The organism is Actinoplanes sp. NPDC019969 (assembly GCF_055562375.1).
Genome location: NZ_JBVHFK010000006.1, coordinates 69,723 through 94,501, shown reverse-complemented (window position 1 = coordinate 94,501; position 24,779 = coordinate 69,723). Strand labels below are relative to the sequence as shown.

The window sequence follows — 24,779 nt, the reverse complement described above, 5'->3', positions numbered from 1 at the left end:
ACGTCGTCGGGCCTGGACCGTGGCAGCCTACTCCTTAAGCGCCACTTAAGAAAATCGACGTGTCCCTGAACGGGGTGTAAGTCAGTGGGCCCGTCCCTCGGCGGTGGTACGCCGGGCCGATAGTCTCCCATTTCAGAGGGGCCCTCGTGACCCACGGTGAGCCCCTGATGACCTGTCGATTGGAGTGTGTTGTGGCTCGCACCGTTCTGGTGACCGGAGGAAACCGCGGCATCGGCCTGGCCATCGCCCAGGCGTTCGCCAAACAGGGCGACCGGGTGGCGGTCACGCACCGCGGGTCCGGCGCGCCGGAAGGGCTGCTCGGGGTGCAGTGCGACATCACCGACTCGGCCGGTGTCGACGCCGCGTTCACCTACGTGGAGAACGAGCTCGGCCCGGTGGAGGTGCTCGTCGCCAACGCCGGCATCACCGACGACACCCTGCTCATGCGGATGAGCGACGAGCAGTTCGAGCGGGTCATCGACACCAACTTGACCGGCGCGTTCCGCTGCGCCAAGCGGGCCAGCTCCAAGATGCTGCGCGCCCGCTGGGGCCGGATCGTCTTCATCTCCTCCGTCGTCGGCCTGTACGGCGGACCCGGGCAGGTGAACTACGCGGCGAGCAAGGCCGGCCTGGTCGGCATGGCCCGTAGCATCACGCGTGAGCTGGGCGGCCGCAACATCACCGCGAACGTGGTGGCGCCCGGATTCATCGAGACCGAGATGACCGCGGTCTTGCCCGACTCGCGCAAGGCCGAGATCATCAAGGCCGTCCCGGCCGGTCGTCTCGCCAGTGCAGACGAGGTGGCGGCAGCCGTGACGTTCCTGGCCAGCGACAGTGCGGCGTACATCTCGGGCGCCGTGCTGCCGGTCGATGGTGGTCTCGGTATGGGCCACTGAAGTCCCGAGAATTTTTTCAGGAGAGTATTTCGTGTCTGGACTGCTGGCCGGTAAACGGCTGCTCGTCACCGGTGTGATCACCGACGCCTCGATCGCCTTCTCGGTGGCGAAGCTCGCTCAGGAAGCCGGCGCCACGGTGGTGCTGACCGGCTTCGGCCGCCTCTCGCTGGTGGAGCGCATCGCCAAGCGGCTGCCCCAGCCGGCGCCCGTCATCGAACTGGACGTCACCAACCAGGAACACCTGGACGGCCTGCCCGCCAAGGTGCGGGAGCACGTCGACGGGCTGGACGGCGTGGTCCACTCGATCGGCTTCGCCCCGCAGAGCGCCCTCGGCGGCACCTTCCTGGAGACGCCGTGGGAGGACGTGTCGCAGGCGCTGCACGTGTCGACGTTCTCGTACAAGTCCCTCGCCGTGGCCTGCCTGCCGCTGATGGACGCCGGCGGCTCGATCGTCGGCCTGACCTTCGACGCGACCAAGGCCTACCCGCTGTACGACTGGATGGGCGTCGCCAAGGCCGGCCTCGAGTCGGCGTCCCGTTACCTCGCCATGTACCTGGGCAAGCACGGCATCCGCAGCAACATGGTCGCGGCCGGCCCGCTGCGCACCATGGCCGCCAAGTCGATCCCCGGGTTCAGCAACTTCGAGGACGCCTACTCCCAGCACGCGCCGCTCGGCTGGGACCTCAACGACCCGGAGCCGACCGCCCGCGCGGTCTGCGCCCTGCTGTCCGACTGGTTCCCCGCCACCACCGGTGAGATGGTGCACGTCGACGGGGGCTACCACGCGCGAGCCGCCTGACGCGGTGGCAGGATGGGCGGGTGGTTTACGACGCGTTCGTCCTGCTCTCCTTCGGCGGGCCCGAGAAGCCCGATGACGTGATGCCGTTCCTGCGCAACGTGGTGCGCGGGCGCGGTGTCCCGGACGAGCGCCTCGCCGAGGTGGCCGAGCACTACATGCACTTCGGCGGGGTCTCCCCGATCAACCAGCAGAACCGGGACCTGCTCGCCGCGATCGGCACCGAGTTCGCGGCGCACGGGATCGACCTGCCCACCTACTGGGGCAACCGGAACTGGCATCCGATGCTCGCCGACACCGTCGCGCGGATGCGCGACGATGGCGTCGAGCACGCGCTCGGGTTCGCGACCAGCGCGTACGGCGGGTACTCCTCCTGCAAGCAGTACTGGGAGGACATCGCCGCGGCCCGCGCGCACGTCGGCCCGCGCGCCCCGAGGATCGCCAAACTGCGGCAGTTCCACGACCACCCGGGCTTCGTGAGCCCGCACGTGGAAGCCGTACAGGCAGCTCTCACGACCCTCGACCCGGCCCGCCGGGAGACCACCCGCGTGGTCTTCACCGCCCACTCCATCCCGGTCAGCATGGCCAAGACGGCCGGCCCCACCGGCGGGCGCTACAACGCCCAGTTGGAGGAGACCGCCCGGCTCGTGCACGCCGCGGCCGCCGCCGACCTCGGCTACGACCTGGTGTGGCAGAGCCGCTCCGGCCCACCCCAGGTCCCCTGGCTGGAACCGGACATCAACGACCACCTCGCGCTGCTCGCCGAGAAGGGCGTGACCGATGTGGTGGTCAGCCCGATCGGTTTCGTCTCCGACCACCTCGAGGTCATCTGGGACCTCGACAACGAGGCCAAGGAGACGGCGGCCGGGCTCGGCCTGGGCTATGCCCGGGCGGTGACCCCCGGTGTTCACCCGTCGTTCGTCGCGATGGTCCGCGAGTTGGTCCAGGAGCGGACCGATGATCAGAATCGGGCGGCACTCGGTACGCTCCCGACCTGGGACGTCTGCCCCGCGGACTGCTGCCCCCCACCCGCGCGACGAAAGGCACCCTGATGAAGGAGCGCAAGGCGATCGAGAGCTGGCTCACCGACATGGATGGCGTGCTCGTCCACGAGGGAGAGCCGGTGCCGGGCGCCCCGGAGTTCGTCAACCGGATGAAGGAGAGCGGCAAACCGTTCCTCATCCTGACGAACAACTCCATCTACACCCCGCGTGACCTGCAGGCCCGCCTCTACCGGATGGGCTTCGACGTGGACGAGGGCTCGATCTGGACGGCGGCGCTGGCCACCGCCCAGTTCCTCGCCGACCAGCGGCCCGGCGGCACCGCGTACGTGATCGGCGAAGCCGGCCTGACCACTGCCATGCACGCCGCCGGATACATCCTCACCGAGTTCGAACCGGACTACGTGGTGCTCGGCGAGACCCGCACCTACAGCTTCGAGGCGATCACCAAGGCGATCCGGCTGATCAGCGCCGGATCCCGGTTCATCTGCACCAACCCGGACGCCACCGGGCCGTCCAACGAGGGTCTGCTCCCGGCCGCCGGCTCGGTCGCGGCGATGATCTCCAAGGCGACCGGCGTCAAGCCCTACTTCGTCGGCAAGCCGAACCCGATGATGATGCGGTCGGCGCTCAACGCGATCGGCGCGCACAGCGAGACCACCGCGATGATCGGCGACCGGATGGACACCGACGTGCTGTGCGGTCTGGAGGCGGGGCTGGAGACCATCCTGGTGCTGACCGGCATCAGCAGCCGGATGGAGAGCGAGACGTACCCGTACCGGCCGTCCCGCATCATCAACTCCGTCGCCGACCTGATCGACGAGATCTGAGCCGTGCCGTGGGAGGAGTCGTACCTCGGCCGGTTGCGGGCGCTCACCGGTGACGAACCGGTCCTGATGACGATCGGGGCCCGGGCCGTCCTCCGGGACCCCGGCGGCCGGGTGCTGCTGATCCAGCGCAACGACAACGGCCGCTGGGCGCTGCCCGCCGGGACCATGGAGTTGCGGCAGACGCTGCGCGACTGCGCGATCCGGGAGGTGTACGAGGAGACCGGCCTGACCGCCCACACGGTCACGCCGTTCGCCCTGTACTCCGGCGAGCACCTGCACACCAACGCGTTCGGGGCCACGTACCAGCACGTGTCCCTGGCCGTCCGGGTCGACTCCTGGTCCGGTGACCTGGTCCGGGTCACCGACGAGACCCTCGACGCCGCGTTCTACGACCTCGGCGCGCTGCCGGAGGACCTCTCCGGCTCGGTCCGGCCCACCCTGGCCGACCTGGCACGCTTCGAGTCCGGCGACCCGTTCCGGCTGGCATGACAGCGCCCGCGCTGGTCGTCGCCGCGGCCTGGGTGTGCGTCCGGGACCGCCGGGTGCTGACCGTCCGGGCCACCGGCTCGGACGCGTTCTACCTGCCCGGCGGCAAACCCGAACCCGGCGAGACACACGCCGAGGCCGCGGCCCGGGAGGTACGGGAGGAGGTGGGGCTGCACGTCGACCCGGCCGGCCTCGACCCGTTCGTCACCATCGACGCCCCGGCCCACAACCGGCCGCCGGGGACCCGGGTCCAGCTGGTCTGCTTCACCGGCCCCGCCGCCGGCGAGCCCGCAGCCGCCGCCGAGATCGCCGAACTGGCCTGGTTCACCTCGGCGGACCGGGCCCGCTGCGCCCCCGCCATCCAGCTCCTCCTCGACGAGCTGATCTCCCGGCGCCTGATCGACTGACGGTCAGCCGGCGTGGATCCGGTCCAGCCCGACGAGTTGCACCGTGGGGTCGGTGGCGGCCGCCGTACGAAGCTCCTCGGTGAAACCCGAGCCGCTGAACAGCAGCAGGCGGCAGATCGCCGTGTCGACGCCGCGCCGCGTGCCGAGCAGTTCCCGGATGTGAGCCAGCCGCCGCAGGTGCGGCACGCCGACGGTCTCACCCCACTTCGCCTCGCCGAACCCCAGCAGGACCTCCCGGTCGTGCCCGTCCCTTCCGAAGACCGCCACGTCGACCTCGTGCGTGGTCCGTGCCCCCGGATCGGCCACGGTCCCGCCACACTGGGTGTTCCCGTCGGCGATCGCGGCGAGTAGAGCGCGGGATCCCTCAGGTCGGCCTCTTCCGCGAGGATGTACCGCGCCTCGCGGAACAGAGGGCGGTTGGGGTTGAGCGCGGTTCTCACCACCCAGGCCTCGAAGTCGTCCGGGCCGTCCGGTGTGTCGCCACGGACGAACTCGTTGCGGTAAGCGGGTGTGCCACCGTCTCCAGCCCTGGCGAGGAACGGGAACTCGTCGATCACCACGGGCATCGGGCCGTTGCCGGTCACGTCATCGTGTGGCTGATGGCCTCGTCCCGGTAGGCGAAGCGCAGCGGTGTATGCAGGTGGAGAAATTCGCTGAGAGCGTTGCCGTACTGGCGGAGGGCATCGATTCGGTCGCGGTGGACATGAAGCCACCGGACGCGCTCACCAGTGCGTCGAGGAGGAAGGTCTTGCCCTGTCGGCGGCGGCCGGAGACCACGCCGAGGGTCGCGCCATCGACGGGCGACGTCGCGTAGCGGACGAGTTCGGCCCATTCGATGTCGCGGTCGAAGATCTGTGGTGGCTTGTCGGTAAGCAAGCGAAAAGTGTAAGTACGGTTACGGTGACTGTGGTTACCTCTTCGAGGTGAACCAGTGGGTGGCGACTGCCGTGTGGATGCTGAAGCCCAGCTCGGTCGGGCCGTAGAGGACCTCGCGGCTCAACGTCTCGTCGGTGGCGGGCGGTGGCGGCAGCTGGGCCGGGCTCGACAGGGCCGGGAGCAGCCCGAAGACCAGGATCGTGCCGTCCGGGGCGCTGACCGTGTCGTAAAGGCGTACCTCAGCGGGGTCGCCTTTGACCCCGGTCTCCTCGAACAGCTCGCGGACCGTCGCCGCCTGCCACGTCTCGCCCACGTCGATGAAACCGCCGGGCAGCGCCAGCCGCCCGTGTGCCGGGGCGATGCCGCGGCGGACCGCGAGCAGGCCGGAACCGACCGGCTGGACCGCGACGGCGACCGGGCTCGGGTTCAGGTAACTGGTCTGGCCGCACGCGCCGCACCGGCGGGGCCACGGCTGGCCCAGGGTGAACCGGGCGCCGCAGAAACTGCAGTGCGCGTACCGGTCGGGGGCGGTCACGGCTGCAGCGGCGCGTTGCAGGCGGCGACGAGCGCCTGGCGGCAGGCGGCGGTGAGCGGGCGCAGCGCCTCGTCGCGTTGCTGGGCCTCGTGGCCGTTGACGGCGCCGCCGGGCGCGTTCGACCCGGCGAGGGCGAGCACCTGGTCGAGGATGCTGGCGCGGGCGAACAGCCGCCGCGACCGCGGGTCGAAGCCGGGTGGCAGGGTCTCGGTGCTCTCCGGGCGGCGCAGCGCCTGCAGCGCCCCGGCCAGCTCCGGTTTCCACTGCGCCACGTCGAGCCGGGTGAGCCGGGCGGTGGCCTCGCCGAGCGCGGCGGTCAGCTCGGCCTCGGCCTCGGCGGCGCCCATCTGGAAGACCGGCCGGTGCTCCGGCGCGGGCAGCACCCGCCACAGCACCGTCTCGAACTCCACACCGGAGCCGGAGGTGTGCCGCCGGACCTCCGGCACCACGCCGAACCCCGGTGTCATCACCGCCTCGCCGGCCAGCAGTGCCGCGCCGGTCAGATCGCTGGGGCCGGGCAGCCCGCGTGGATCGCCGGGAACGGGGAGGACCAGCCGGATCTCGTCGGGGCGCAGTTTCGCGAAGATCGGCAGGCCCTGGCTGAGCGGGACGTCGGTCCAGGTGCCCGGGGCGTCGGCGACGAGGTGCTCCTCGCCCGCGGCGATCTCGTCGGCCAGGTCGTCGAACGGGACGAGCCCGGCGCGCCAGGCGCGCACCCAGGCCACGAACCGGGTCGACCGGCGCGCGGCGCGGACGGCCGCATCGGCTGCGGAATGCATGCGAGCAAGGGTACGTGCCGGTACGGAGAGTTGTCTCGGCTCGGAGCGTCACCATCGGTGTGTCCGTGATCGCGGGTTACCGTGCGATCCATGTATGGGGAGGATGTGATGGCGGGCAACTGGCGCCGCCGCAAGGTGATACCGGAGGTGGAGGCCGAGACCGATCTGGTCGTCGAGGACGCCGACTCCGGGTTCTGTGGCGCGGTGGTCGGGTTCGAGCTGGGCGCGGTGGTCCTGGAGGACCGGTTCGGCAAACGCCGCAACTTCCCGCTGGCCCCGGCCGCGTTCCTCCTCGACGGGCGGACGGTCACGCTGGTGCGGCCGATTCCCGCGCAGAAGAAGGCAGTGCGGCGGGTGACGGCCTCCGGGTCGATCGCCGTCGACAACGTGAAGGCGCAGGTCGCGAAGGCCAGCCGGATCTGGGTGGAGGGCATCCACGACGCCGCCCTGGTCGAGCGGATCTGGGGCGACGACCTGCGGATCGAGGGCATCGTGGTGGAGCCCTTGGACGGCATCGACGACCTCGCGGGCGCGGTTCGTGCGTTCGGGCCTGCACCGAGCAGGCGCCTCGGGGTGCTGGTGGACCATCTCGTCGCCGGGTCCAAGGAGAGCCGGATCGTCGCCGCCGTCAAGGACCCGAACGTGCTGGTCACCGGCCATCCCTACGTGGACGTCTGGCAGGCGGTCAAACCCGAGCGGGTGGGTCTGCGGGCCTGGCCGGTCATCCCGCCGGGCCGACCGTGGAAGGAGGGCGTCTGCGAGGCCGTCGGCGTCCGCGAACCGGCCGACATGTGGCGGCGCATCCTCGCCTCGGTCAGCTCCTACAAGGACGTCGAGACCCCTCTGATCAACTCGATGGAACGGCTGATCGATTTCGTCACCGACGGCGTGTGAAGTTCGGGCGCGATAGACGGCCGAACTTCACACGCTGTCGGGGGTGAGGGCGCGGCCGATCCGGGCGGCGGCCTCGGCGAGGCGGTCCGGGGAGTGCGCGGCATACCCGATCACCAGGCCCGGCGGCCCGGTGCGGCGGCGATGCCAGGACAGCGGATGCACCAGCACACCCTCCGCCGCCACCCGTGCGGCCAGCAGCACGTCGTCGTCGGCGCCGGGCAGCGTCACCAGCAGATGCAGCCCGGCAGCGACGCCGGCGACGCGGGCCTGCGGCAGATGCGCGCGCAATCCGGTCAGCAGGGCGTCACGGCGAGACCTCTGCCGGGTACGTACGGCGCGCAGATGCCGCTCGTAATCCCCGGACGCCAGCAGCTCCGCCAGCACGAGTTGCGGGATCACCGGGTTGCCCAGGTCGCTGGCGTGCTTGACGGCCAGCAGCTCGGCCTGCATCGGCCGGGGCGCGATCAGCCAGCCGATCCGCATGCCGGGGGCGAGCGATTTGGAGATGCTGCCGAGGTACGCCACCCGGTCCGGCGCCGAGCCCTGCAGCGCGGCGACCGGCGCCCGGTCGTACCGGTGTTCCGCGTCGTAGTCGTCCTCGATCACGAGCCGGTCCTGGTCCGTCCAGGCGAGCAGCTCACGGCGGCGGCCGGGGGAGAGCACCACCCCGGTCGGGAACTGGTGCGCCGGTGTGAGCACCGCCGCCCGCACCCCCGTCGCGGCCAATGCGCCGACCCGCATGCCGTGCTCGTCGACCGGCACCTCGACCGGCCGCATCCCCCAGTACGTCATCTGGTCGAGCGCGCCCCGCGACCCCGGGTCCTCCACCGCCATCGCGTCGACGCCCCGGGCCCGCAACACGTGCGCGAGCAGGGCGAGGCCTTGCGCGACGCCCGCGGTGACGACGACGTCGTCCGCTTCGCACCGGACCCCTCGGGTACGGGCCAGCCAGCCCACCAACTCGGACCGCAGCCGGGGTGTGCCGCCCGGGTCGCCATACCGCAGATCGGCGGCGGTGATCCGGTCCAGCACCGCGCGTTCGGCCCGCAGCCACGCCGTCCGCGGGAACGCCGACAGATCCGGGATGCCCGGTGACATGTCCAGGTCGACGCCGTCCGGAGTGGAGATCGGCAGCCGCAGCTCGTCGAGGGTCCGCCGCCGGTCCACGGCCGGCCGCCCACCGGCCGGCACCCCGCGCCCGGTGACGACGGTGCCCGAGCCGGTCCGCGCCCCGGCCAGCCCTTCGTCGACGAGCCGCTGGTACGCCTGCACCACCACGCCCCGGGAGACACCCAGCTCAGCGGCGAGCAGCCGGGTCGCCGGCAGCCGGTCGCCGGGTGCCAGCCGCCCCGCCGTGATCGCCGCCCGCAGCCCTTCCGCCAGCCACGCGGTCAGCCCCTTCGCCGGCGCGTCCTCGGCCCGCAACTGCAGGAAATCCGATCCGCCGATGGTCCGCTCCCCTCGAATTGGTCCTGTCTACCGCGTACTGATTGGTCCTCGAACCGGACCATACCGCGGGCGAGCATCAAAGGCATGAAAGCACTCCCCGCCCTCGCCGGCGCCGCCGGAATGGTCTTCGTCGGCGGCAGCGTCGCCGTCTCCGGGCACCTGGCCGACGCCCCGATGTTCACCGTGCAGGCCGTCCGGTACGCCATCGCCTGCCTCCTCCTGCTGGCCTGGGCCCGCTGGACCCGGTCGCCGGTACGCGCGCCCCGCGGCCGGGACTGGCTCTGGCTCACCGGCGTCACCGTGACCGGCCTGGTGATCTTCAACGTGGCGCTGGTCCAGGGCTCCCGGCACGCCGAACCCGCCGTCATCGGCGTCGCCGTCGCCTGCGTCCCGATCATCCTGGCCGCCGCCGGCCCCCTGCTGGAGGGCCGCCGCCCCACCGCCCGGGTCCTGGCCGCCGCGGTCGTGGTGACCCTCGGCGCCGCCCTGGTGCAGGGGCTCGGCCGTACCGACGCGACCGGGCTGTTCTGGGCCTTCGTCACGTTCGCCTGCGAGGCCGCGTTCACCCTGCTCGCCGTACCCGTGCTGGGCCGCCACGGCCCGCTCGGCGTGTCCGTGCACGCCACCTGGCTGGGCGCCGCGATGTTCGCCGTGATCGGCGTCGTCGCCGAGGGCCCCACCGCCGTGACCCGCCTGCACGCCGGAGACCTGCTCGCCGGCGCGTACCTGGCAGTCCTGGTCACCGCCGTCGCGTTCGTCCTCTGGTACACCTGCGTCGCCCGCATCGGCTCCGGCCGCGCCGGCCTCCTGACCGGCGTCGCCCCGATCGCCGCCGCGGCCGCCGGCGTCGCCCTCGGCGGCCCGTTCCCAGCCCCCGCGGTATGGCTCGGCATCGCCACCGTCACCACCGGCCTCGCCCTCGGCCTGACCTTCACCCGCACCCCTGCCCCCACGCCAACCCCGATCCTCGCCTGACAGCCGCCCCCGCCCGCCGGACACCCGAGTTCGCGAGCCGTCGCTCAGGCCGGTTCCGCGCTGTCGCAGCGCTGCCTGGGCGACGGCCGGCGCATTCGGCCGTCGTTCACGCCGGTCAAGGGTCGGCCGTGACCGGCGTGGGCGACGGCTGGCGTACTCGGCCGTCGTTGCGGCCGGTTGAGGGCGGGCCGTGACCGGCGTGGGCGACGGCTGGCGGACGTGACTGCGGGCTGGGGGACCGCCGGGCACGGTGGGGTGGGGGTGACCGGGACCACCGCATCAGCCCGCAAGGGGCGCTGCGGTCGTGAGCGGGCAGCACCTCGCCGGGGACGGGCACGGGACGGATCGATTGCGGTCGGGGAGGTGTGGCCCGTACCGGAGCAGGGTCTTGATCGTGATCTAGGCGAGGTGCCCGGGGTCGCGGCTGAAGACGAACGTCGCGATGTCGAGGTGGGTGGGGAGACCGTCGGGGGAGCGGAGGATGCGCAGGACCTCGCCCTCGTTGGGGCCGGAGAGGCCGCGCCACCGGTCCGGGGCCTCGCGGGCGAAGCGGGTCGGCCGGCCGGGACCGCTCATGATCAGGGTGTCGCCGTCGGGGGTGATCGCGTGTTCGCGGCCCATCCACCACCAGCGGCCGCAGATCTCGGCGGCCTCGCCCTCGGGAGCGGCGGGCGGGCGCCAGGGCGTGATCGGGTCCGGTTCGCTGTCCAGGGTCGCGGTCAGCGCGGACAGGCTGACCTGCTGGATCGTGGTGCCGTCGAGGCCATAGGCGTTGGCGAAGACGATGACCCCGAAACGGCTGCGGCGATGTACGGCGACATGGGCGAGATATCCGGGCATGGAACCGCCGTGGCCGACGTAGACGCGTTCGCCGACCCGGAACAGCTGCGGGCCCAGGCCGTGGCCGGCGGTCCAGGACTCCAGGTCGCTGATCACGACCGGCGCGCACATCTCGTCGACGGTCTCCCGGGACAGCACCGCGGGCGCCGGATCGGCCAGGAAACCGGCCCATTTCGCCATGTCGGTGACCGTGGACCAGAGCTGGCCGGCGGGCGCCATCGCGCCGGTGCCGGGCCGGGGCTCCTCGTGCAGGGCGCCGGTGAGGGCGTGCACGACGTACCCGCGGGCGTACGGCTCGACCGGCGCGAAGGTGGTGCGCTTCATGCCGAGCGGGTCGAGGACGCGTTTGCCGACGAGTTCCGCCCAGCCCATCCCGGTGACCTTCTCCACGACGGCGCCGAGCAGGCCGTACGCGAGGTTGGAGTACCGGTAGCGCCGGTACGGCGGCCCGGCCAGCTTCTCGTAGGTCAGCCCGGCCAGCAGCTGGTCCACGTCCCCGCCGGGGCTGCGTTCCCACCACGGGCCGTCCGGCTCGCGTTGCAGCCCGGACACGTGCCCGAGCAGCTGCCGCAGCGTCACCCCGCCGATCGGGGTGCCCGGCAGGTGCCGGTAGAGCAGGTCGTCGAGGGCGAAGAACCCCTCGTCACGCAGCTGCATGACCAGCGTCGCGGTGATCGTCTTGGTGATCGAGCCGAGCCGGTACTGCGTCTTCGGGTCCGGGCGCGGCTGCTCCCCGGCGGCCGCGAAGTGCAGCACCGCCCGGTCCCGGACGACGGCGAGGGCGAGCGACGGCACCCGGCCGTCGGCCTGTGCCCGGGCGGCGATCTCATCGATCCGGCGGACGGTCTCCGGAAGCAACGACACGATGGTCCCTCTCCTCGTACGGACTCATGGGTCTAACTGTTTCGAGCGGGTCCGGCTACTGCCAGTACGTGCGTGGCCGTGCCACGATCGAGGGGTGGAAGCCGTTCTCTGGATCGTCCTCGCCATCGCGCTGGCCATCGGTGAGGCCTTCACCGCGACGATTCTGGTCATCTTCTTCGCCGCGGGCGCCCTGGCCGCGGCGGGAGCCGCCGCGCTCGGCGCCGATCTACTGGTGCAGGTGATCGTCTTCGCCGTCGTCTCCGGCGTCTCGGTGGCGGCGGTCCGGCCGATCATCATGCGGCACGCCCGGTCGGCGCTCGAGACTGGGGAGACCGCGTTCGGCATCGAGGCGATCGAGAATTCCCGTGGCACGGTGGTTGACGCGGTGGACAGCGACCACGGCATGATCAAGATCGACGGGGAGTTGTGGCAGGCCCGGTCGTTCGACAGCAACGAGACCTTCGCACCCGGCGAGCACGTCCGCGTCGTCAAACTGCGCGGCGCGACCGTCCTGGTGTGGCACGACGATTCGCCCCACATCTAGGGAGTGGCGTCATGGAGTTCCTGATTCCCCTGCTCGGTCTAGTGATTCTGCTCTTCGCGGTGACGACGCTCGTGAAATCGGTCCGGATCGTCCCGCAACAGCGGATGGACGTGATCGAACGGCTCGGCAAGTACAAGCGCACCCTCTCGCCCGGTCTCAACCTGCTGGTGCCGTTCATCGACGCGGTCCGGACCAAGGTCGACATGCGCGAGCAGGTCGTCTCGTTCCCGCCGCAGCCGGTGATCACCTCGGACAACCTGGTCGTCTCGATCGACACGGTGCTCTACTTCAAGGTCGTCGACCCGGTGCGGGCGACGTACGAGATCTCGCACTTCCTGCAGGCCATCGAGCAGCTCACCGTCACCACGCTGCGCAACGTGATCGGCTCGCTGGACCTGGAGCGGGCGTTGACCAGCCGCGATCAGATCAACAAGCACCTGTCGAGCGTGCTCGACGAGACCACCGGCCGCTGGGGCATCAAGGTCACCCGGGTGGAGATCAAGGCCATCGAGCCGCCGCCCAGCATCCGCGACTCGATGGAGAAGCAGATGCGCGCCGAGCGGGAGCGCCGCGCCACCATTCTCAACGCCGAGGGCCACAAGCAGGCCGCGATCCTCACCGCCGAGGGTGAGAAGCAGTCCCAGGTGCTCCGCGCCGACGGTGACCGGCAGGCCCGGATCCTGCAGGCCGAGGGCCAGGCCAAGGCGATCCGCACCGTCTTCGACGCGATCCACCAGGCCAACCCGTCGCAGAAGGTGCTCGCCTACCAATATCTGCAGTCGCTGCCGCAGATCGCCAACGGCACCGCCAACAAGGTGTGGATCCTGCCGACCGAGCTGACCAAGGCCCTGGAGGGGCTCGGCGGCGCGCTCGGCGGCCTCGGCAACATGGTCGGTGACCAGCCGCGCAGCGGTCTCGACGCGGAGGCGGTCGAGCGTGAGGCGGCGGCCGCGGCCGAGGCGGCGGCCGCCGAGGCGCAGCGGGCCGACGACGAGGTGCGGCAGGCCGAGTCGGAGGTGAGCGGTCAGCCGGGCCTTCCCGCCCCGGACGTGATCCCGCCGGCCGCCGCCCTCGGCGGAGCCGACTACGACGGGTCGGCGCACGTGGAGAAACGCTGATTTTGTGAGATCGGCCGCATCGTCGTGTGACTTTTTGGCATGCTTCGCAGCAGGATTCCCGACCGGTGCCCCCGGCCGCTCGGCTTGTTGCCCCTGCTACTGAGGCGGAGCCATGAGCATCAGCCCTCGTCAGACGGCGAGCGGCCGACCCTTGCGGGTCGCACCCGCGTGGGTCGGCGCCCCGACCCCCGTCGAACCCGACGGACACCTGTTACCGGTGCGCGACGCGATCTGGATCTGGTCGGTCCGCCGATACGCGCGGCTGGCGCTGTGGGCGCTGCCGGCCGCGGCGATGCTCTACGGCTGGCTGACCCTCGGCGTGCAGGGCCCGCCCGGCCCGCTCGCCGTCGGGCTGCTCGCCGGATGGCTCGCCACCATCGCCCTGATCGCCCTGGCCGGGTTGCTGGCCGGCTCCCGGACCCGGGTGTGCGCCCTGGCCGGGCTGCTCGTCACGCTGGCCGGCGCCACCATGCTGGTGCCGCTGGCCGCCCTGCCCGAGGACGCGGTGGTGGCGAGCGCCCCGATGGCCGCCGGGCACGTCCCCGACCTGCTCACCGCCGCCGTGGCGATCGCCGCGGCCGGGTTGCTGCTGCTGGGCTGGGCGGTGTTCCGGTCGAAGCTGGTCAACCCGGCCGACGGGGTGCTGCTGATGCTCGCCGCGGTGGCGATGGGCGCCGGCACCACGATGTCCCAGCCGGTGCCCACCGTCGGGGCGCTACTGCTGCTGGCCGCCGGGATGGGGCTGGCCTGGACCGGCGGGCGCCTGGTCCCCCTGCACTAACTCGTAGAAGGCGATCGCCGCAGCCGTCGCCACGTTCAGCGAGTCGACGTCGTTGTACATCGGGATCACCACCCGGGCGTCTGCGGCCTCCAACGCGGTCCGGGTCAGCCCTGGGCCCTCCGCGCCGAGCAGCAGGGCGGGCCGCTTGCGCTGCTCCTCGCTGAGGCTTCGCAACGCGACCGCGCCCTCGCCCGGGGTGAGCGCGAGCAGGGCGAACCCGGCGTCCCGGATGGCCTGGAGCGTGCCGGGCCAGTCGTCGGACTTGGCGTACGGGATGGCGAACACCTCGCCCATGCTGACCCGTACGGCCCGGCGGTAGAGGGGGTCCGCGCAGTTCGGCGACAGTATGACGGCGTCGATGCCGAGGGCCGCCGCGCTCCGGAACAGCGCCCCGAGGTTGGTGTGCGTGTTGAGCCCTTCCAGCACCGCGAGCGTCCGCGCCTGTGCCAATATCTCCGACATATCGGGAAGCTCCCGGCGGTGGAACGATGCCAGGATGCCCCGGTGCACGTGGAACCCGGTGATCGTCTCCAGGACCGCGGGCGGCGCGCAGTACAGCGGCGCGTCCCCGGGCAGCCCGGTCAGCTGCTCGACCCGCTTCTCGTCGACCAGCGCCGACCTCATCCGGTACCCCGCGCGCAGCGCCCGCTGGATGACCAGCTCCCCTTCGGCGATGAACAGGCCGTTCGGCGGCTCCCACCGGGTCCGCAGTTCGACGTCGGTGAGGGCGCGGTAGTCGCCGATCCGCGGATCGTCCGGGTCGGTGATGGTCAGAGCTGGCACACCGGCATTCTGCCGTGTCCCGGTTTCCGCCGTCCCGCCGAGCCGCCGCGGGTAGGGTCGAGGCTGTCGAGACCGCCGGGGGTGTCAGTGTCGTCTGGTTCGGGACCGGGATCTGACCCGCATCTGCTCAGCCTGCTGCGTGCCATCCGGTTGCGCCAGAACGCGCCCGATGCCGCCGCCGCGGGCGAGGCCGACACCGCTGCCGCCCTCTCCGAGCTGGCCGGCAAGAAGAAGGAGGAGCCGTCTCCTCCGGCTCCGCCCGCCACCGACCCGGTGACGCCACCGTATTTCTCCGGGCGGCGCATCTCCGACCAGGAGCGGGTCGCCGCCGAGAACGCGCGCTCCGCCGCCCAGGAGTCCTCGGTCTGGCGCGGTGACCCCGGCGCCACCCTGGGCCGCGCCGGCCTGCAACCACGGGCCGCCGCCCGCCATCCGGTGCCCCCGGTCGGCGGGATCAACCCGTCCGGCCCGACCACCCCGGTGCCGAACGTGCCCCCGGTCTCCGCGATCCGCCCACCCGCCCCGCCCGGCACCGACCTCCCGCCCCCCGCCGTGTCGGGGAACTTCGTGCGGGGCGGCGGTTCCGCCCGGCGCGGCGGTCTCGGCGGCGACGGCATGGACCCGGCCGACGACGCCGCGCTGCTCGCCACCCAGCGCCTGCTCAGCACCAGCATCACGTTCGCCGGCGGCGTCGACGACGTCGCCGAGCGGCTGTGGCAGGCGCTGCGCCAGGCCCAGCCCGAACTGCTCGTCTCCCTGCCCGGCACCCCACCGACCCAGCGCCGGCACCTGGCCGCCGCGCTCACCTGGCTGGTCCACCACATGGCGGACCCGCCGGCCCTGGTCAGCGGCTGCGGCAGGCTCGGCGCCGTCCTCGCCGTCTGCGGCGTCCAGTGGAAACAGCTGCAACTCGTCGGCGCCGCGCTGGCCGAGTCGCTGCGGGCCGGGATGTCCCCGGGCAACTGGCGGCAGGACTTCGACCACGCCTGGCGGTGGACCTGGCAGCACACCTACGAGTGGATCGTGCACGGCGGGACGCTCGCCGCGTACCAGCCGACCGTCTGGGACGCCGAGGTCATCGCCCACGAACGCCGCCGCAACGACCTCGCGGTCCTGCGGATCCGCCCGTTCCTGCCGATGCCGTTCCGTCCTGGGCAGTTCGCCCGCTTCGAGGTCCCCGGCGTGCCCGGCGTCTGGCGGCCGTACTCGCTGGCCGGCGCCCCGCACCGCGACTCCGTGATCGAGCTGCACGTCCGCGCCAAGAGCGAGAACGGTGTCAGTGGCGCCCTGGTCCACCGGTTCCGCCGCGGCGACCGCCTCCGGCTCACCGGCGCCGAGGGCGAGATGGGCCTGCCCGAGACCCCCGGCCGCGGCATCCTGATGATCGCCGGCGACACCGGCGTGGCCCCGATGAAAGCGATGCTCGCCGAACTCGCCGCCACCGAGGACACCCGGCCCGCCGTGCTGTTCTGGGGCGTCCGCGACCTGGACGAGCTCTACGACATCGACGACCTCACCGACCTCACCGGCCGGATCCCGCGCGCCACCGTGGTCCCGGTGATCGCCGAGGGGGACTCCGGGCCGTACCTGTCCGGCCTGGTCACCGATGCCGTCGCCGCCTACGGCGAATGGTCACGGCACGAGGTCTACCTGGCCGGCCCGCCGCTGATGCTGGCGAACACCAGCGCCTCACTGATCCGCCTGGGCGTCAAACCCGCCCAGATCCACCACGATCCCCCGGAGTAGCCGCGGTCCGGTCGCGGTGATCCCGACCGGCTTCTGGATGCTCCGAAAGGGCTGTCCCGTGGCTGCCGCGCGAGGCAGGCGGAGGTGCTGCCGCCGGGCCGAGTGCGATGGTCACCGCTACCCCGGCGAGGTTCGCGAGCCGTAGGGCAGGCCGGTTTTGCGGGGGTGTTGGGGTGTCTGGGGTACGGCTGGGGCCGTGCGCGACGTCCACCCCGGGGCGGGCGCGGGCGTGGCGCACGGCAGGCCTCAGCGGGTGGCGCGGAGGACCGCGTCGATGAGGTCGGCGTTCTCGGGCGCGGCGCCGCCGGGGAAGCCGAAACGGCGGCGGGTGTAGGCGTACGCGATACCGCGCGACGGGTCGGCGAGCGCGTGGTGCCCGCCGCTCCGCTGTGGCCGAAGGCGGACTCGCTCAGGCCGGGATAGCGCGGGTGTTGCGCCTCGAAGCCGAGACCGAAGTGGCTGTCCTCGCCGGTGACCCGGTCAGTGCCGGGTGACGAGACGGCGGCGAACTCGTCGATGGTGGCCCGGTCGAGCAGGGGACCGGTGCCGTCGGCGCCCCCGAGTGCGGCGGCGTACATCCGGGCCAGGCCGCGGGCGCTCGCCACCCCACCGGCGGAGGCCTGACCTTGGGCCCGCACCGACGGGGTGTTGATCCACGCGACGAGGTCGGTGGGCGGGTCGGCGTTGAGGTTGAAGGCGATCCCGATGAGGCTGAGCGGCGGAATGTCCGGTTTCTGGGGCGCCGGCAGCACCGGCAGGTACCGGTCGGCGGGAACGGGGTCGCCGAGGAAGACGTCGACGCCGTACGGGGTCCGGATCAGTGAGCGGAACAACTCCTGGACGGTCTGCCCGGTGGCGCGTTCGGCGACCGCGCCGAGCAGGGCGCCGATCACGAAGGCGTGGTAGCCGTAGGCGCGGCCGGGCGCCCAGTACGGCTCCTGGCGTACCAGCCGTTCGGCGATGATCCGGTCGTCGGCGAGTTCGGCGTTTCGGAAGCCGCCGTCGACGCCGATCAGGCCGCTGCGGTGGGCGAGCAGGTCCCGCAGGGTCAGGTCGTCCCGGCCCTGCCCGGCGAACTCCGGCCACCAGGCGGTGACCCGGCGGTCCAGGTCGAGCACCCGCTCCTGGACGAGGCGGGCGATGACCAGGTGCGCGGCGCCCTTGGTGGCGGAGAAGACGCCGGTGAGGGTGTCCGGGCCGGCGGCCTGAGCCGTCCAGAGGTCGACGACGAGCCGCCCGTTCACGTGCACGGCCAGTTGCGCGGCCGGGTCCTCGGTGACGACTGTGGCGAACACGTCGCGGACCTCGGCGTACGCGTCATCGGTGGTGCCGTTCACGGTGTCCATGACCGAGGAAACTATAGTCACCTCAATTGATAGTCAATAAAGGTGACTATCAACAACTGTTACCATCTCGCGAATGCGGCGCAGTGAACGCAAACAGCGGGAGCCGGACCTCGGCGTGCTCGCCAGCCGGCTGCTCTTCGGGGTGCAGCACGAGCTGTTCGCCACCCTGGCCGGGCAGGGGCATGCCGGGCTGCGCCCGCAGCACGGCGCGGTGCTCGCGCACCTGGACGTGGAGGGCAGCCGGGCGACCGACCTGGCCCGGCACTCCGGCCAGCACAAACAGGTCGTCGGCAAGCTGATCGACGAGCTGGAGCAGCTCGGTTACGTGGAGCGCCGGCCGGATCCCACCGACCGGCGCGCGAAACTGATCGTCCCGACCGCGCGGGGTCTCGACCAGATGGAACGTTCCGACGCCATCGTGGCGGGCATCGAGGAGCGCGCGGCCGCCGCGGTGGGCGTGGAGGCGTACGCGGCCTTCAAAGATCTTCTGCAGCGGGTGAGCACTCACCAGCGCGGCGTGTGAGGTTCGGGCGCGTATCGCGCCCGAACTCGACACACCGGAAGGGGCTCAGGCGACCGCCTCGTCGAGGAGCTTGCGATAGGTGGCGGGGATGTGGTGCGGGCCGCCCGGGGTGAAGACGTTGGAGTGCGAGGCGTCGGCCCACGCCGCATCCGGGACGGCGGCGCGCAGCGCGACCAGCACCGGCGCGTCGTCGGTCAGCAGCGAGAGCGCGACCAGGCACTCCTCGGCCTCCCCGACGCACTCGAACGGCTTGTGCGCGTCGACGCCGAGCAGCTCCAGGAAGCCGGGCGTCTGGGCCGGGTCGGCGAACAGGTCGTGGCCGAAGATGTGCGCCAGCCGCTCCCGGGACATGTGCGGGGCCATCGCCAGGAAGACGAAGCGGCACTTCGGACAGTCACCGCACCACCGTGCCGTCGGGTCGTGCAGCTTGAACGCTTTGTTACAGCTGGTGACGACGTCATCGTACGCGGTGTGACCGGCGAAGAGCTGGGCGATGTGCAGCTCGGACAGCGGGCGGAGCAGGGAGAAGTACGGGTCGGTCAGCCCGGTGTACGCCGCGACCGCCGTCCGCAGCAGCCCCTCCGCCTCGACCCCCTTGGACCACTGGTGGTTGACCTCGTGACCGTTCCAGATCAGGTTCGGGTCGGAGGCGGACCGCTCGTTGGACATCACCACCGGGCCCAGGCCGTGCCAGACCGCGGTGGCCACGGCGATCAGCGAGTTGATCGCCGTCACCGGGATGTGCCCGTTCAGGGCGCCGGCCTTGTTCAGCTCGAACAGCCGCGGGTCGAGCTTGCGGCGGGCCGCCAGGGCGGGCAGGCCGGAGGCGGCGTTCACGTTCTCGATCACCGGGTTCGGGTTGACCGAGAACGGCACCGGGTCGAGACCGGCGGCACGCAGGATCTCCAGGGTGACGATCGAGTCCTTGCCGCCGCCGACGGCGGAGAGCGGCCGGCCGGTGGCCGCCTCGATCGGCGTGGCGGCGGGGACCGTGCCGGGCGCCTCGACGGTCAGCTCCAGCACGTGCGGCAGCTGGTTGCGGTACGCGTACTCCGCCATGCCCTTGGTGTAGACGGCGGTGAAGAAGTCGGTGACCTGCGGCGGGACGGGTTTCGGCGCGACCACCCGGGCCGGCGCGCCGACCTTGAAATAGCTCACCCCGGCCACCACGTGCAGCAGGTCGAGCACCCGGTGGAAAGCCTCCGGGACATCCCTGCCGTCCGGCGCCGGGAACGTGATCGTCTCGGTGAAGCGCAGCGGCTCCGGACCGTCGAGCAGGTAGTCGAACGTCGCCACCCCCGTCGCCGGATCGAAGGCGTACGAAGGGAAGCGCATGACGTCGAACTGCACCCGGGAACTCCTGTCATCTGGCCGACGGGCAATATTAGTTCGTCCGGCGGAACAGCGCCGGGGACGGGACTCACCGGAGGAGACGACGTGCGCCTGGCAGATCTGCGTGGCCGCTCGGTGGCGGTCTGGGGGACCGGCCGGGAGGGCCGGGCCGCGGTGACCGCGATCGCCCGGCACGAGCCGTCCCGGCTGATCGCCGTCGACGACAGCGCCAATTACCTGTCCGTCGACTGGACCGGCGAGCTGGCGGAGCTCGCGCCGCTGGCCGGGGGGGAACACGCCTTCGCGGCCCTGGCCAGCGCGGACGTGGTGGTGCGGTCGCCGGGGGTGCCGTCCACCCACCCGTACATGATCCAGCTCCGCGAGCGCGGGATCACCGTGACCGGCGGCAGCGCGCTGTGGATGGCCGACAACGCCGCCCGGACCGTCGGGGTGACCGGCAGCAAGGGCAAGAGCACCACGTCCAGCCTGATCAGTCACCTGCTGGCGGCGGTCGGGAAGCCGAACGCGTACGGCGGGAACATCGGGGTGCCGCTGCTCGACATGCCCGAGGCCGAGCTTTACGTGCTCGAGCTGTCCAGTTACCAGTGCGCCGACCTGACCGATTCGCCCCGGGTGGCGGTCGTCACGTCGCTGTTCCCCGAGCACCTCGACGCGCACGGTGGCGAGCGTGAATATTATCGGGACAAACTAAATCTTCTGGCGTACGGGCCCGAGCTGATCGTGGTCAACGGCACCGACAAACGGCTGCGCGACGAGATCCGCGGCGTCACCGACGCGAACCGTTTCCCGCCCGTCCCGGCAGCCGCGGAGGACTCCCGGTTCCGGGTCGAGGACGGCCTGGTGTGGTGCAGTGACGAGGCCCTGTTCAGCCGGGACGCGCTCGCGCTGAAGGGCCGGCACAACGAGGGCAACCTGTGCGTCGCGCTGGCCGTGCTGGACGGCATGGGCGTCGACGTGCCGGGGGAGCGGGCGGCTCTGGAGGCGGCGGTCCGGTCGTTCCGGGGGCTGCCGCACCGGCTCGCCGAGATCGAGGACCCGTCCGGCCTGACGTTCGTCGACGACACCCTGTCGACCAGCCCGTACGCGGCCATGCACGCCATCGAGGCCTACGAGAACCGGCCACTCACCGTGTTGGTCGGCGGCAGTGATCGCGGGCTCGACTACTCACCGTTACGAGAGTTCCTCGCCGCCCGCGAACTCACCGTGATCGGACTGCCGGACAGCGGGCCCCGGATCCTGGAGGCCCTCGCCCGGCTGCCGCGGGTCCGCACCGAACCGGCCGAGGACCTGGTCGACGCGGTCCGCCTGGCCCGCGAGATCACGCCGGCCGGCGGGGTGGTGCTGTTGTCGCCGGCCGCCCCGAGTTACGGCCGTTTCCGCAACTTCGAGCACCGCTCCGAGGTCTTCGCCCAGGCCGTCCACGACACCGCCCCCTGACCGCGCAGCGGACCGGGGTGACCTCAGTCCGGGATCAGCGGGCCGGTTCGGGTCTCCATCAGGTCGCGGCTCACGTCGCCTGATTTCACGGTCAGCGTCAGCGTGGTCGTCGTCGACACGACGACCGCGGAGCTGACCATGCCCGGGGGAGCGGGTACGGCTTTGCCGGTTCCCCCGCGCGGCGGGACTGTCCCGGCGGCGGCGGGGGGCGGCGTGGTGGGGCAGGGGTGGCCCGGGGTCGGTGGGGCGGTGGTGCCGGAGATGCCCGCGTCGGGGCCGGTGAGACGGATCGCGCGGATCTCGCCCTTCGGGCCGTGGTCGATCGTCCGGGTCAGGAACTCGGTGGCGAACTGGCGGGCGTGCACGCTCCGCACCGGCGGGGTGCCGGACGGGCCGCAGACGACCGCGTAGACGTCCTGGATCAGCGTGCCCTTGGTGAACTTCAGGTCCGCCGCCCGGGCCCGCAGCGTCGGCTCGTCCCACCCGAGGCTCTGCCGGAGGTCCACGGCGTCCACCGAGCCGGTGCCGTCGGCGAAGTCGAACCGGACCGCGGCGTGTGCGGGAGCGGCTGTCGAAGCGGCCGTGAGGGCCGTGATCAGGACGGAAGTGATGACCGGGCGCATGCCTTTTCTCCTGGATTGCGGTGCAATCATCCTGATGTTTCCACGGCACTCCGAAAATGCTCAGCAAAGGGAAGAATTCCGGCCATAAGGATGACGCATCCGGTCGCCGCCGGGGGTGGCCGCGCGCTCGCGGATCCGGATGTGGCGTGCATGGGTGGTCGCCGGCGGCGTGCGAGCCCGTACCGGAAATTATTTTGATCTTGTTTCTCGAGTAACGGCTACATTTCGCCGCGTGACGGAGATTGCCTGATCGGCCTACCTCGCGTAGCCCTGGCGGTCGAGTCGAGGTCACCCGAACGGACCCGGTGGAAATCGGTCTTAAGCCGGACATGTGATGGCGGTCACGTCGTAACGGCTATTTAGGGATCGATGACAGTCATCCGGCCGCCCGAAACCGGCCCGCGGCGGTAACGATCTGAAAACTTCCTTCACAGCCTTGACAGGAAGGGGCCCTTAGTAAGAACTTTTACCGCGACAGTAAACAGTCCTTCCTGAAAGGGTGTCCGATGGCTGAGCCGGAGATGGACGGCGCCGCGTCGACCGCGGTGACCACCTCCCTGGTTCGCGACCAGGCTGCCCGTAACGGGAGCGATCAGGCCGCGATCGGGGGTGAGCGAATCGCTGACGGCGTCCTCGCTCACGTGCGGTCCCTTCTGCCGGATTTCACCGGGGCGCTGCAGCGGGTGGCCGAGCAGGTGCTCGCCGACCCCGCCGCGGCCTCCCGGGCCACCATCGTCGAACTCGCCGAGCGCAGCGGAACCTCGCCGGCGACGATCACCCGGTTCTGCCGGGCGGTCGGGTTCGACGGGTACGCGGACCTTCGCCTCGGCATCGCGGCGGAGACCGGCCGGGCCCGCTCGGCCGGCTGGACCGTGGACATCGGCCGCGAGATCCAGCCGAGCGACCCCCTCGAGCGGGTCCTCGGGCAGATCATGGCGTCCGACACCCGGGCCATGCACGACACCGCCACGCTGCTCGACCTGGGCGAGGTGGAGCGGGCCGCGGTGGCGATCGCCGCCGCGTCGCGAGTGAACATCTTCGGCGCCAGCGGAAGCGCGCTGGTCGGCGAGGAGATGCAGTTCAGTCTGCACCGCATCGGCATCCCGGTGTGGGCCTGGACCGACGTGCACAACGGTCTGGCCAGCGCCGCCCTGTCGAGGCCCGGCGACGTCGCGCTCAGCATCTCGCATAGTGGCGAGACCGGCGAGACGATCGAGCTGCTCGCGGAGGCGAGCAGCCGGGGCGCCACCACCATCGCGCTCACCAGCTTCCCCCGTTCCCCGCTGGCCGAGTTGGCGGACATCGTCCTGCTCACCGCTACCCAGGCGACGACCTTCCGGCCGGACGCGCTCAGCGCACGGCACCCGCAGCTGGTCGTGCTCGACCTGCTGTACGTCGCCGTCGCACAACGCACCCACGAACGTTCGCACGCCGCGTTCCAGCGCACCGCCCAGGCGGTCCACGGGCACAAGGCCGCGAAAGACAGCTGAACCCCTTTCTCAAAGATTGAAAATCCCTCGGGAGGAACTGTGAAGCGCAAGATTGCGATCGCGGCGGCGCTCGCCGCCTCGCTGCTCGGCACCGCCGCGTGCGGCTCCAGCGGTGACAACAGCGGTGGCACCGTCTCGGCCGACGGCAAGGTCGACGGCAAGGGCAAGACCATCAAGGTCTGGCTGATGGTCGACGCCCAGAGCGGCTGGAAGAGCGTCGTCGACGACGCCAGCAAGCGGTTCACCGACGCCACCGGCGCCAACGTGACCGTCGAGTACCAGCAGTGGGCGAACGTGCTCACCAAGCTGGACGCGTCGCTGGCCGGCTCGGACGTCCCGGACGTGGTCGAGCTCGGCAACACCCAGTTCCCGAAGTACGTCGACGCGGAGGCGTTCGCCGAGGTCAAGAAGGACACCTTCGAGAACTCCGCGACCTGGCTGCCGGGCCTCTCCGGCGCTTGCGAGAAGGACGGCAAGACCTTCTGCGTGCCGTACTACGCCGGCGCCCGCGTGCTGATCTACCGCACCGACCTGTTCAAGGCGGCCGGCGTCGAGGCCCCGAAGACCTACGAGGACTTCGTCGCGGGCGCCGAGAAGGTGCAGGCCGCGAACAAGGACCCGAAGTTCGGCGCCGTCTACATGCCGGGCCGCTACTGGTACGCCGCGATGTCCTGGGTCAAGGCCAACGGTGGCGACATCGCCAAGAAGGAGGGCGACAAGTGGGCCGGCCAGCTCTCCACGCCGGCCTCGCAGGAGGGCCTGAACAAGTGGATCGACCTGGTCAAGAAGTACTCGAAGGCTGACGTCACCAAGGATGAGGCGGACCAGTACCTGGTGTTCAGCCAGGGTAAGGCCGGCATGTTCTACGGCAGCGGCTGGGAGCAGGGATCGGCCGAGCAGGTCCGCAAGGACCCGAACGACGCCAACTCCCCGCTGGTCGACACCCCGGTCAAGGGCAAGCTGGCCGCCGCGCCGATGCCGGGCATCCCGTCGCTGCTCGGTGGCTCCAACGTCGGTGTGCCGCTGAAGAGCCAGAACCAGGAGCTCGCCGCGCAGTGGATCAAGTACTTCACCGACAGCACCTCGATGAAGGGCCTGATCAAGGCGAACGCGCTGCCGAACGCCACCGCGATGCTCGACCAGGCCGTCACCGACAACCCGGCGCTGAAGGTCGGCGCCGAGGCCGCCAAGAACAGCTGGGCGGTGCCGAACTCCGGCAAGTGGGCCGACGTGGAGAAGGCCAACGTGCTGCAGAACATGCTGTCGGACATCCTGACCGGCAAGAAGTCGGTCGCGGACGCCTCCGCCGCCGCTGACGAGCAGATCGCCAAGATCCTCAACGGCTGATCCGGGTCCTGCCCGCCCGCCTCGACGCCGAGGCGGGCGGGTGGGCCTCTCGAGGAGAGG

General features: G+C 71.5%; 26 protein-coding genes. 16 read left to right on the top strand and 10 right to left on the bottom strand.

From position 1 onward, the window contains the following. The first annotated feature begins 191 nt into the window (after positions 1-191). The 6 genes from fabG to ACZ3II_RS19115 all read left to right on the top strand — a co-directional run bounded on the left by fabG (position 192) and on the right by ACZ3II_RS19115 (position 4,416). Positions 192-896, top strand: coding sequence for a 3-oxoacyl-ACP reductase FabG (gene fabG / locus ACZ3II_RS19140; RefSeq protein ID WP_465519009.1), 705 nt, complete (start codon positions 192-194; stop codon positions 894-896). Positions 897-927: 31 nt separating this feature from the next. Then, complete coding sequence (gene fabI / locus ACZ3II_RS19135) at positions 928-1,695, top strand: enoyl-ACP reductase FabI (RefSeq protein WP_043521566.1); 768 nt, start codon at positions 928-930, stop codon at positions 1,693-1,695. A gap of 20 nt (positions 1,696-1,715) precedes the next feature. Then, positions 1,716-2,744 carry a ferrochelatase gene (locus tag ACZ3II_RS19130; protein ID WP_465519008.1) on the top strand — a complete coding sequence of 343 codons (1,029 nt, stop codon included), beginning with the start codon at positions 1,716-1,718 and terminating at the stop codon, positions 2,742-2,744. Beyond that, complete coding sequence (locus tag ACZ3II_RS19125) at positions 2,687-3,523, top strand: HAD-IIA family hydrolase (RefSeq protein WP_465519382.1); 837 nt, start codon at positions 2,687-2,689, stop codon at positions 3,521-3,523. Before ACZ3II_RS19130 ends, ACZ3II_RS19125 begins: the two co-directional genes overlap by 58 nt. Positions 3,524-3,589: 66 nt before the next feature. Beyond that, complete coding sequence (locus ACZ3II_RS19120) at positions 3,590-4,012, top strand: NUDIX domain-containing protein (protein WP_465519381.1); 423 nt, start codon at positions 3,590-3,592, stop codon at positions 4,010-4,012. After that, positions 4,009-4,416, top strand: a complete 408-nt coding sequence (locus tag ACZ3II_RS19115; RefSeq protein ID WP_465519007.1) for an NUDIX hydrolase — start codon at positions 4,009-4,011, stop codon at positions 4,414-4,416. The genes ACZ3II_RS19120 and ACZ3II_RS19115 overlap by 4 nt, the downstream gene beginning before the upstream one ends. 3 nt (positions 4,417-4,419) lie before the next feature. On the opposite strand, the gene ACZ3II_RS19110 is transcribed toward ACZ3II_RS19115, so the two are convergent. The 4 genes from ACZ3II_RS19110 to ACZ3II_RS19095 form a co-directional block, all read right to left on the bottom strand. Next, entirely contained in the window at positions 4,420-4,722 is a 303-nt protein-coding gene (locus ACZ3II_RS19110; protein WP_465519006.1) for a hypothetical protein, read from the bottom strand. Positions 4,723-5,001: 279 nt separating this feature from the next. Next, on the bottom strand, positions 5,002-5,292 hold the full coding sequence (locus ACZ3II_RS19105) for a hypothetical protein (RefSeq protein WP_465519005.1): 291 nt from the start codon (positions 5,290-5,292) through the stop codon (positions 5,002-5,004). Positions 5,293-5,326: 34 nt separating this feature from the next. Beyond that, on the bottom strand, positions 5,327-5,827 hold the full coding sequence (locus ACZ3II_RS19100; RefSeq protein WP_465519004.1) for an NUDIX domain-containing protein: 501 nt from the start codon (positions 5,825-5,827) through the stop codon (positions 5,327-5,329). Beyond that, the gene (locus ACZ3II_RS19095) at positions 5,824-6,606 is read right to left on the bottom strand and encodes a hypothetical protein (protein WP_465519003.1); all 783 of its coding nucleotides are present in this window, start codon (positions 6,604-6,606) and stop codon (positions 5,824-5,826) included. The genes ACZ3II_RS19100 and ACZ3II_RS19095 overlap by 4 nt, the downstream gene beginning before the upstream one ends. A gap of 90 nt (positions 6,607-6,696) precedes the next feature. Between ACZ3II_RS19095 and ACZ3II_RS19090 the strand changes: the two genes are divergently transcribed. Beyond that, on the top strand, positions 6,697-7,500 hold the full coding sequence (locus ACZ3II_RS19090; protein WP_465519002.1) for a DUF3097 domain-containing protein: 804 nt from the start codon (positions 6,697-6,699) through the stop codon (positions 7,498-7,500). A 27-nt stretch (positions 7,501-7,527) separates the two neighbouring features. On the opposite strand, the gene pdxR is transcribed toward ACZ3II_RS19090, so the two are convergent. Further along, positions 7,528-8,925 carry a MocR-like pyridoxine biosynthesis transcription factor PdxR gene (pdxR, locus tag ACZ3II_RS19085; protein WP_465519001.1) on the bottom strand — a complete coding sequence of 466 codons (1,398 nt, stop codon included), beginning with the start codon at positions 8,923-8,925 and terminating at the stop codon, positions 7,528-7,530. A gap of 108 nt (positions 8,926-9,033) precedes the next feature. Here pdxR and ACZ3II_RS19080 point away from each other — a divergent pair, with 108 nt between their 5' ends. Then, positions 9,034-9,924: a DMT family transporter gene (locus ACZ3II_RS19080; protein ID WP_465519000.1), complete on the top strand. Its 891-nt coding sequence runs from the start codon at positions 9,034-9,036 to the stop codon at positions 9,922-9,924. A 399-nt stretch (positions 9,925-10,323) separates the two neighbouring features. Here the strand turns inward: ACZ3II_RS19080 and ACZ3II_RS19075 are convergent, their stop codons facing one another. Beyond that, entirely contained in the window at positions 10,324-11,628 is a 1,305-nt protein-coding gene (locus ACZ3II_RS19075) for a serine hydrolase domain-containing protein (protein WP_465518999.1), read from the bottom strand. A 94-nt stretch (positions 11,629-11,722) separates the two neighbouring features. Between ACZ3II_RS19075 and ACZ3II_RS19070 the strand changes: the two genes are divergently transcribed. From ACZ3II_RS19070 to ACZ3II_RS19060, 3 genes are all read left to right on the top strand, one after another. Further along, positions 11,723-12,172, top strand: coding sequence for an NfeD family protein (locus ACZ3II_RS19070; protein WP_465518998.1), 450 nt, complete (start codon positions 11,723-11,725; stop codon positions 12,170-12,172). A gap of 11 nt (positions 12,173-12,183) precedes the next feature. Then, positions 12,184-13,290: an SPFH domain-containing protein gene (locus ACZ3II_RS19065; RefSeq protein ID WP_465518997.1), complete on the top strand. Its 1,107-nt coding sequence runs from the start codon at positions 12,184-12,186 to the stop codon at positions 13,288-13,290. Positions 13,291-13,507: 217 nt separating this feature from the next. Beyond that, complete coding sequence (locus ACZ3II_RS19060; protein WP_465518996.1) at positions 13,508-14,071, top strand: hypothetical protein; 564 nt, start codon at positions 13,508-13,510, stop codon at positions 14,069-14,071. Here the strand turns inward: ACZ3II_RS19060 and ACZ3II_RS19055 are convergent. Next, on the bottom strand, positions 14,006-14,854 hold the full coding sequence (locus ACZ3II_RS19055) for a TrmH family RNA methyltransferase (RefSeq protein ID WP_465518995.1): 849 nt from the start codon (positions 14,852-14,854) through the stop codon (positions 14,006-14,008). The genes ACZ3II_RS19060 and ACZ3II_RS19055 overlap by 66 nt on opposite strands. A gap of 87 nt (positions 14,855-14,941) precedes the next feature. Between ACZ3II_RS19055 and ACZ3II_RS19050 the strand changes: the two genes are divergently transcribed. Continuing rightward, positions 14,942-16,600, top strand: a complete 1,659-nt coding sequence (locus ACZ3II_RS19050; protein ID WP_465518994.1) for an FAD-binding oxidoreductase — start codon at positions 14,942-14,944, stop codon at positions 16,598-16,600. Here the strand turns inward: ACZ3II_RS19050 and ACZ3II_RS19045 are convergent. Continuing rightward, positions 16,501-17,946 (bottom strand): serine hydrolase domain-containing protein, encoded by a 1,446-nt coding sequence (locus ACZ3II_RS19045; RefSeq protein ID WP_465518993.1) that lies wholly within the window; start codon positions 17,944-17,946, stop codon positions 16,501-16,503. The two genes, ACZ3II_RS19050 and ACZ3II_RS19045, sit on opposite strands and share 100 nt — an antisense overlap. A gap of 73 nt (positions 17,947-18,019) precedes the next feature. Here ACZ3II_RS19045 and ACZ3II_RS19040 point away from each other — a divergent pair, with 73 nt between their 5' ends. Beyond that, positions 18,020-18,469 (top strand): MarR family winged helix-turn-helix transcriptional regulator, encoded by a 450-nt coding sequence (locus ACZ3II_RS19040; RefSeq protein WP_465518992.1) that lies wholly within the window; start codon positions 18,020-18,022, stop codon positions 18,467-18,469. A gap of 45 nt (positions 18,470-18,514) precedes the next feature. Here the strand turns inward: ACZ3II_RS19040 and ACZ3II_RS19035 are convergent, their stop codons facing one another. Next, a complete protein-coding gene (locus ACZ3II_RS19035) occupies positions 18,515-19,819 on the bottom strand; it encodes a MurL-like N-terminal domain-containing (protein ID WP_465518991.1) in 1,305 nt (434 codons plus the stop codon). Positions 19,820-19,906: 87 nt separating this feature from the next. Between ACZ3II_RS19035 and murD the strand changes: the two genes are divergently transcribed. Next, positions 19,907-21,259, top strand: coding sequence for a UDP-N-acetylmuramoyl-L-alanine--D-glutamate ligase (gene murD, locus ACZ3II_RS19030; protein ID WP_465518990.1), 1,353 nt, complete (start codon positions 19,907-19,909; stop codon positions 21,257-21,259). Between the two features lie 23 nt (positions 21,260-21,282). Here the strand turns inward: murD and ACZ3II_RS19025 are convergent, their stop codons facing one another. Next, positions 21,283-21,882 (bottom strand): hypothetical protein, encoded by a 600-nt coding sequence (locus ACZ3II_RS19025; RefSeq protein ID WP_465518989.1) that lies wholly within the window; start codon positions 21,880-21,882, stop codon positions 21,283-21,285. Between the two features lie 506 nt (positions 21,883-22,388). Here ACZ3II_RS19025 and ACZ3II_RS19020 point away from each other — a divergent pair. Both ACZ3II_RS19020 and ACZ3II_RS19015 read left to right on the top strand, forming a co-directional pair. Next, positions 22,389-23,372: a MurR/RpiR family transcriptional regulator gene (locus ACZ3II_RS19020; RefSeq protein WP_465518988.1), complete on the top strand. Its 984-nt coding sequence runs from the start codon at positions 22,389-22,391 to the stop codon at positions 23,370-23,372. A gap of 39 nt (positions 23,373-23,411) precedes the next feature. After that, positions 23,412-24,719 (top strand): extracellular solute-binding protein, encoded by a 1,308-nt coding sequence (locus ACZ3II_RS19015; RefSeq protein WP_465518987.1) that lies wholly within the window; start codon positions 23,412-23,414, stop codon positions 24,717-24,719. The last annotated feature ends 60 nt before the right edge of the window (positions 24,720-24,779 follow it).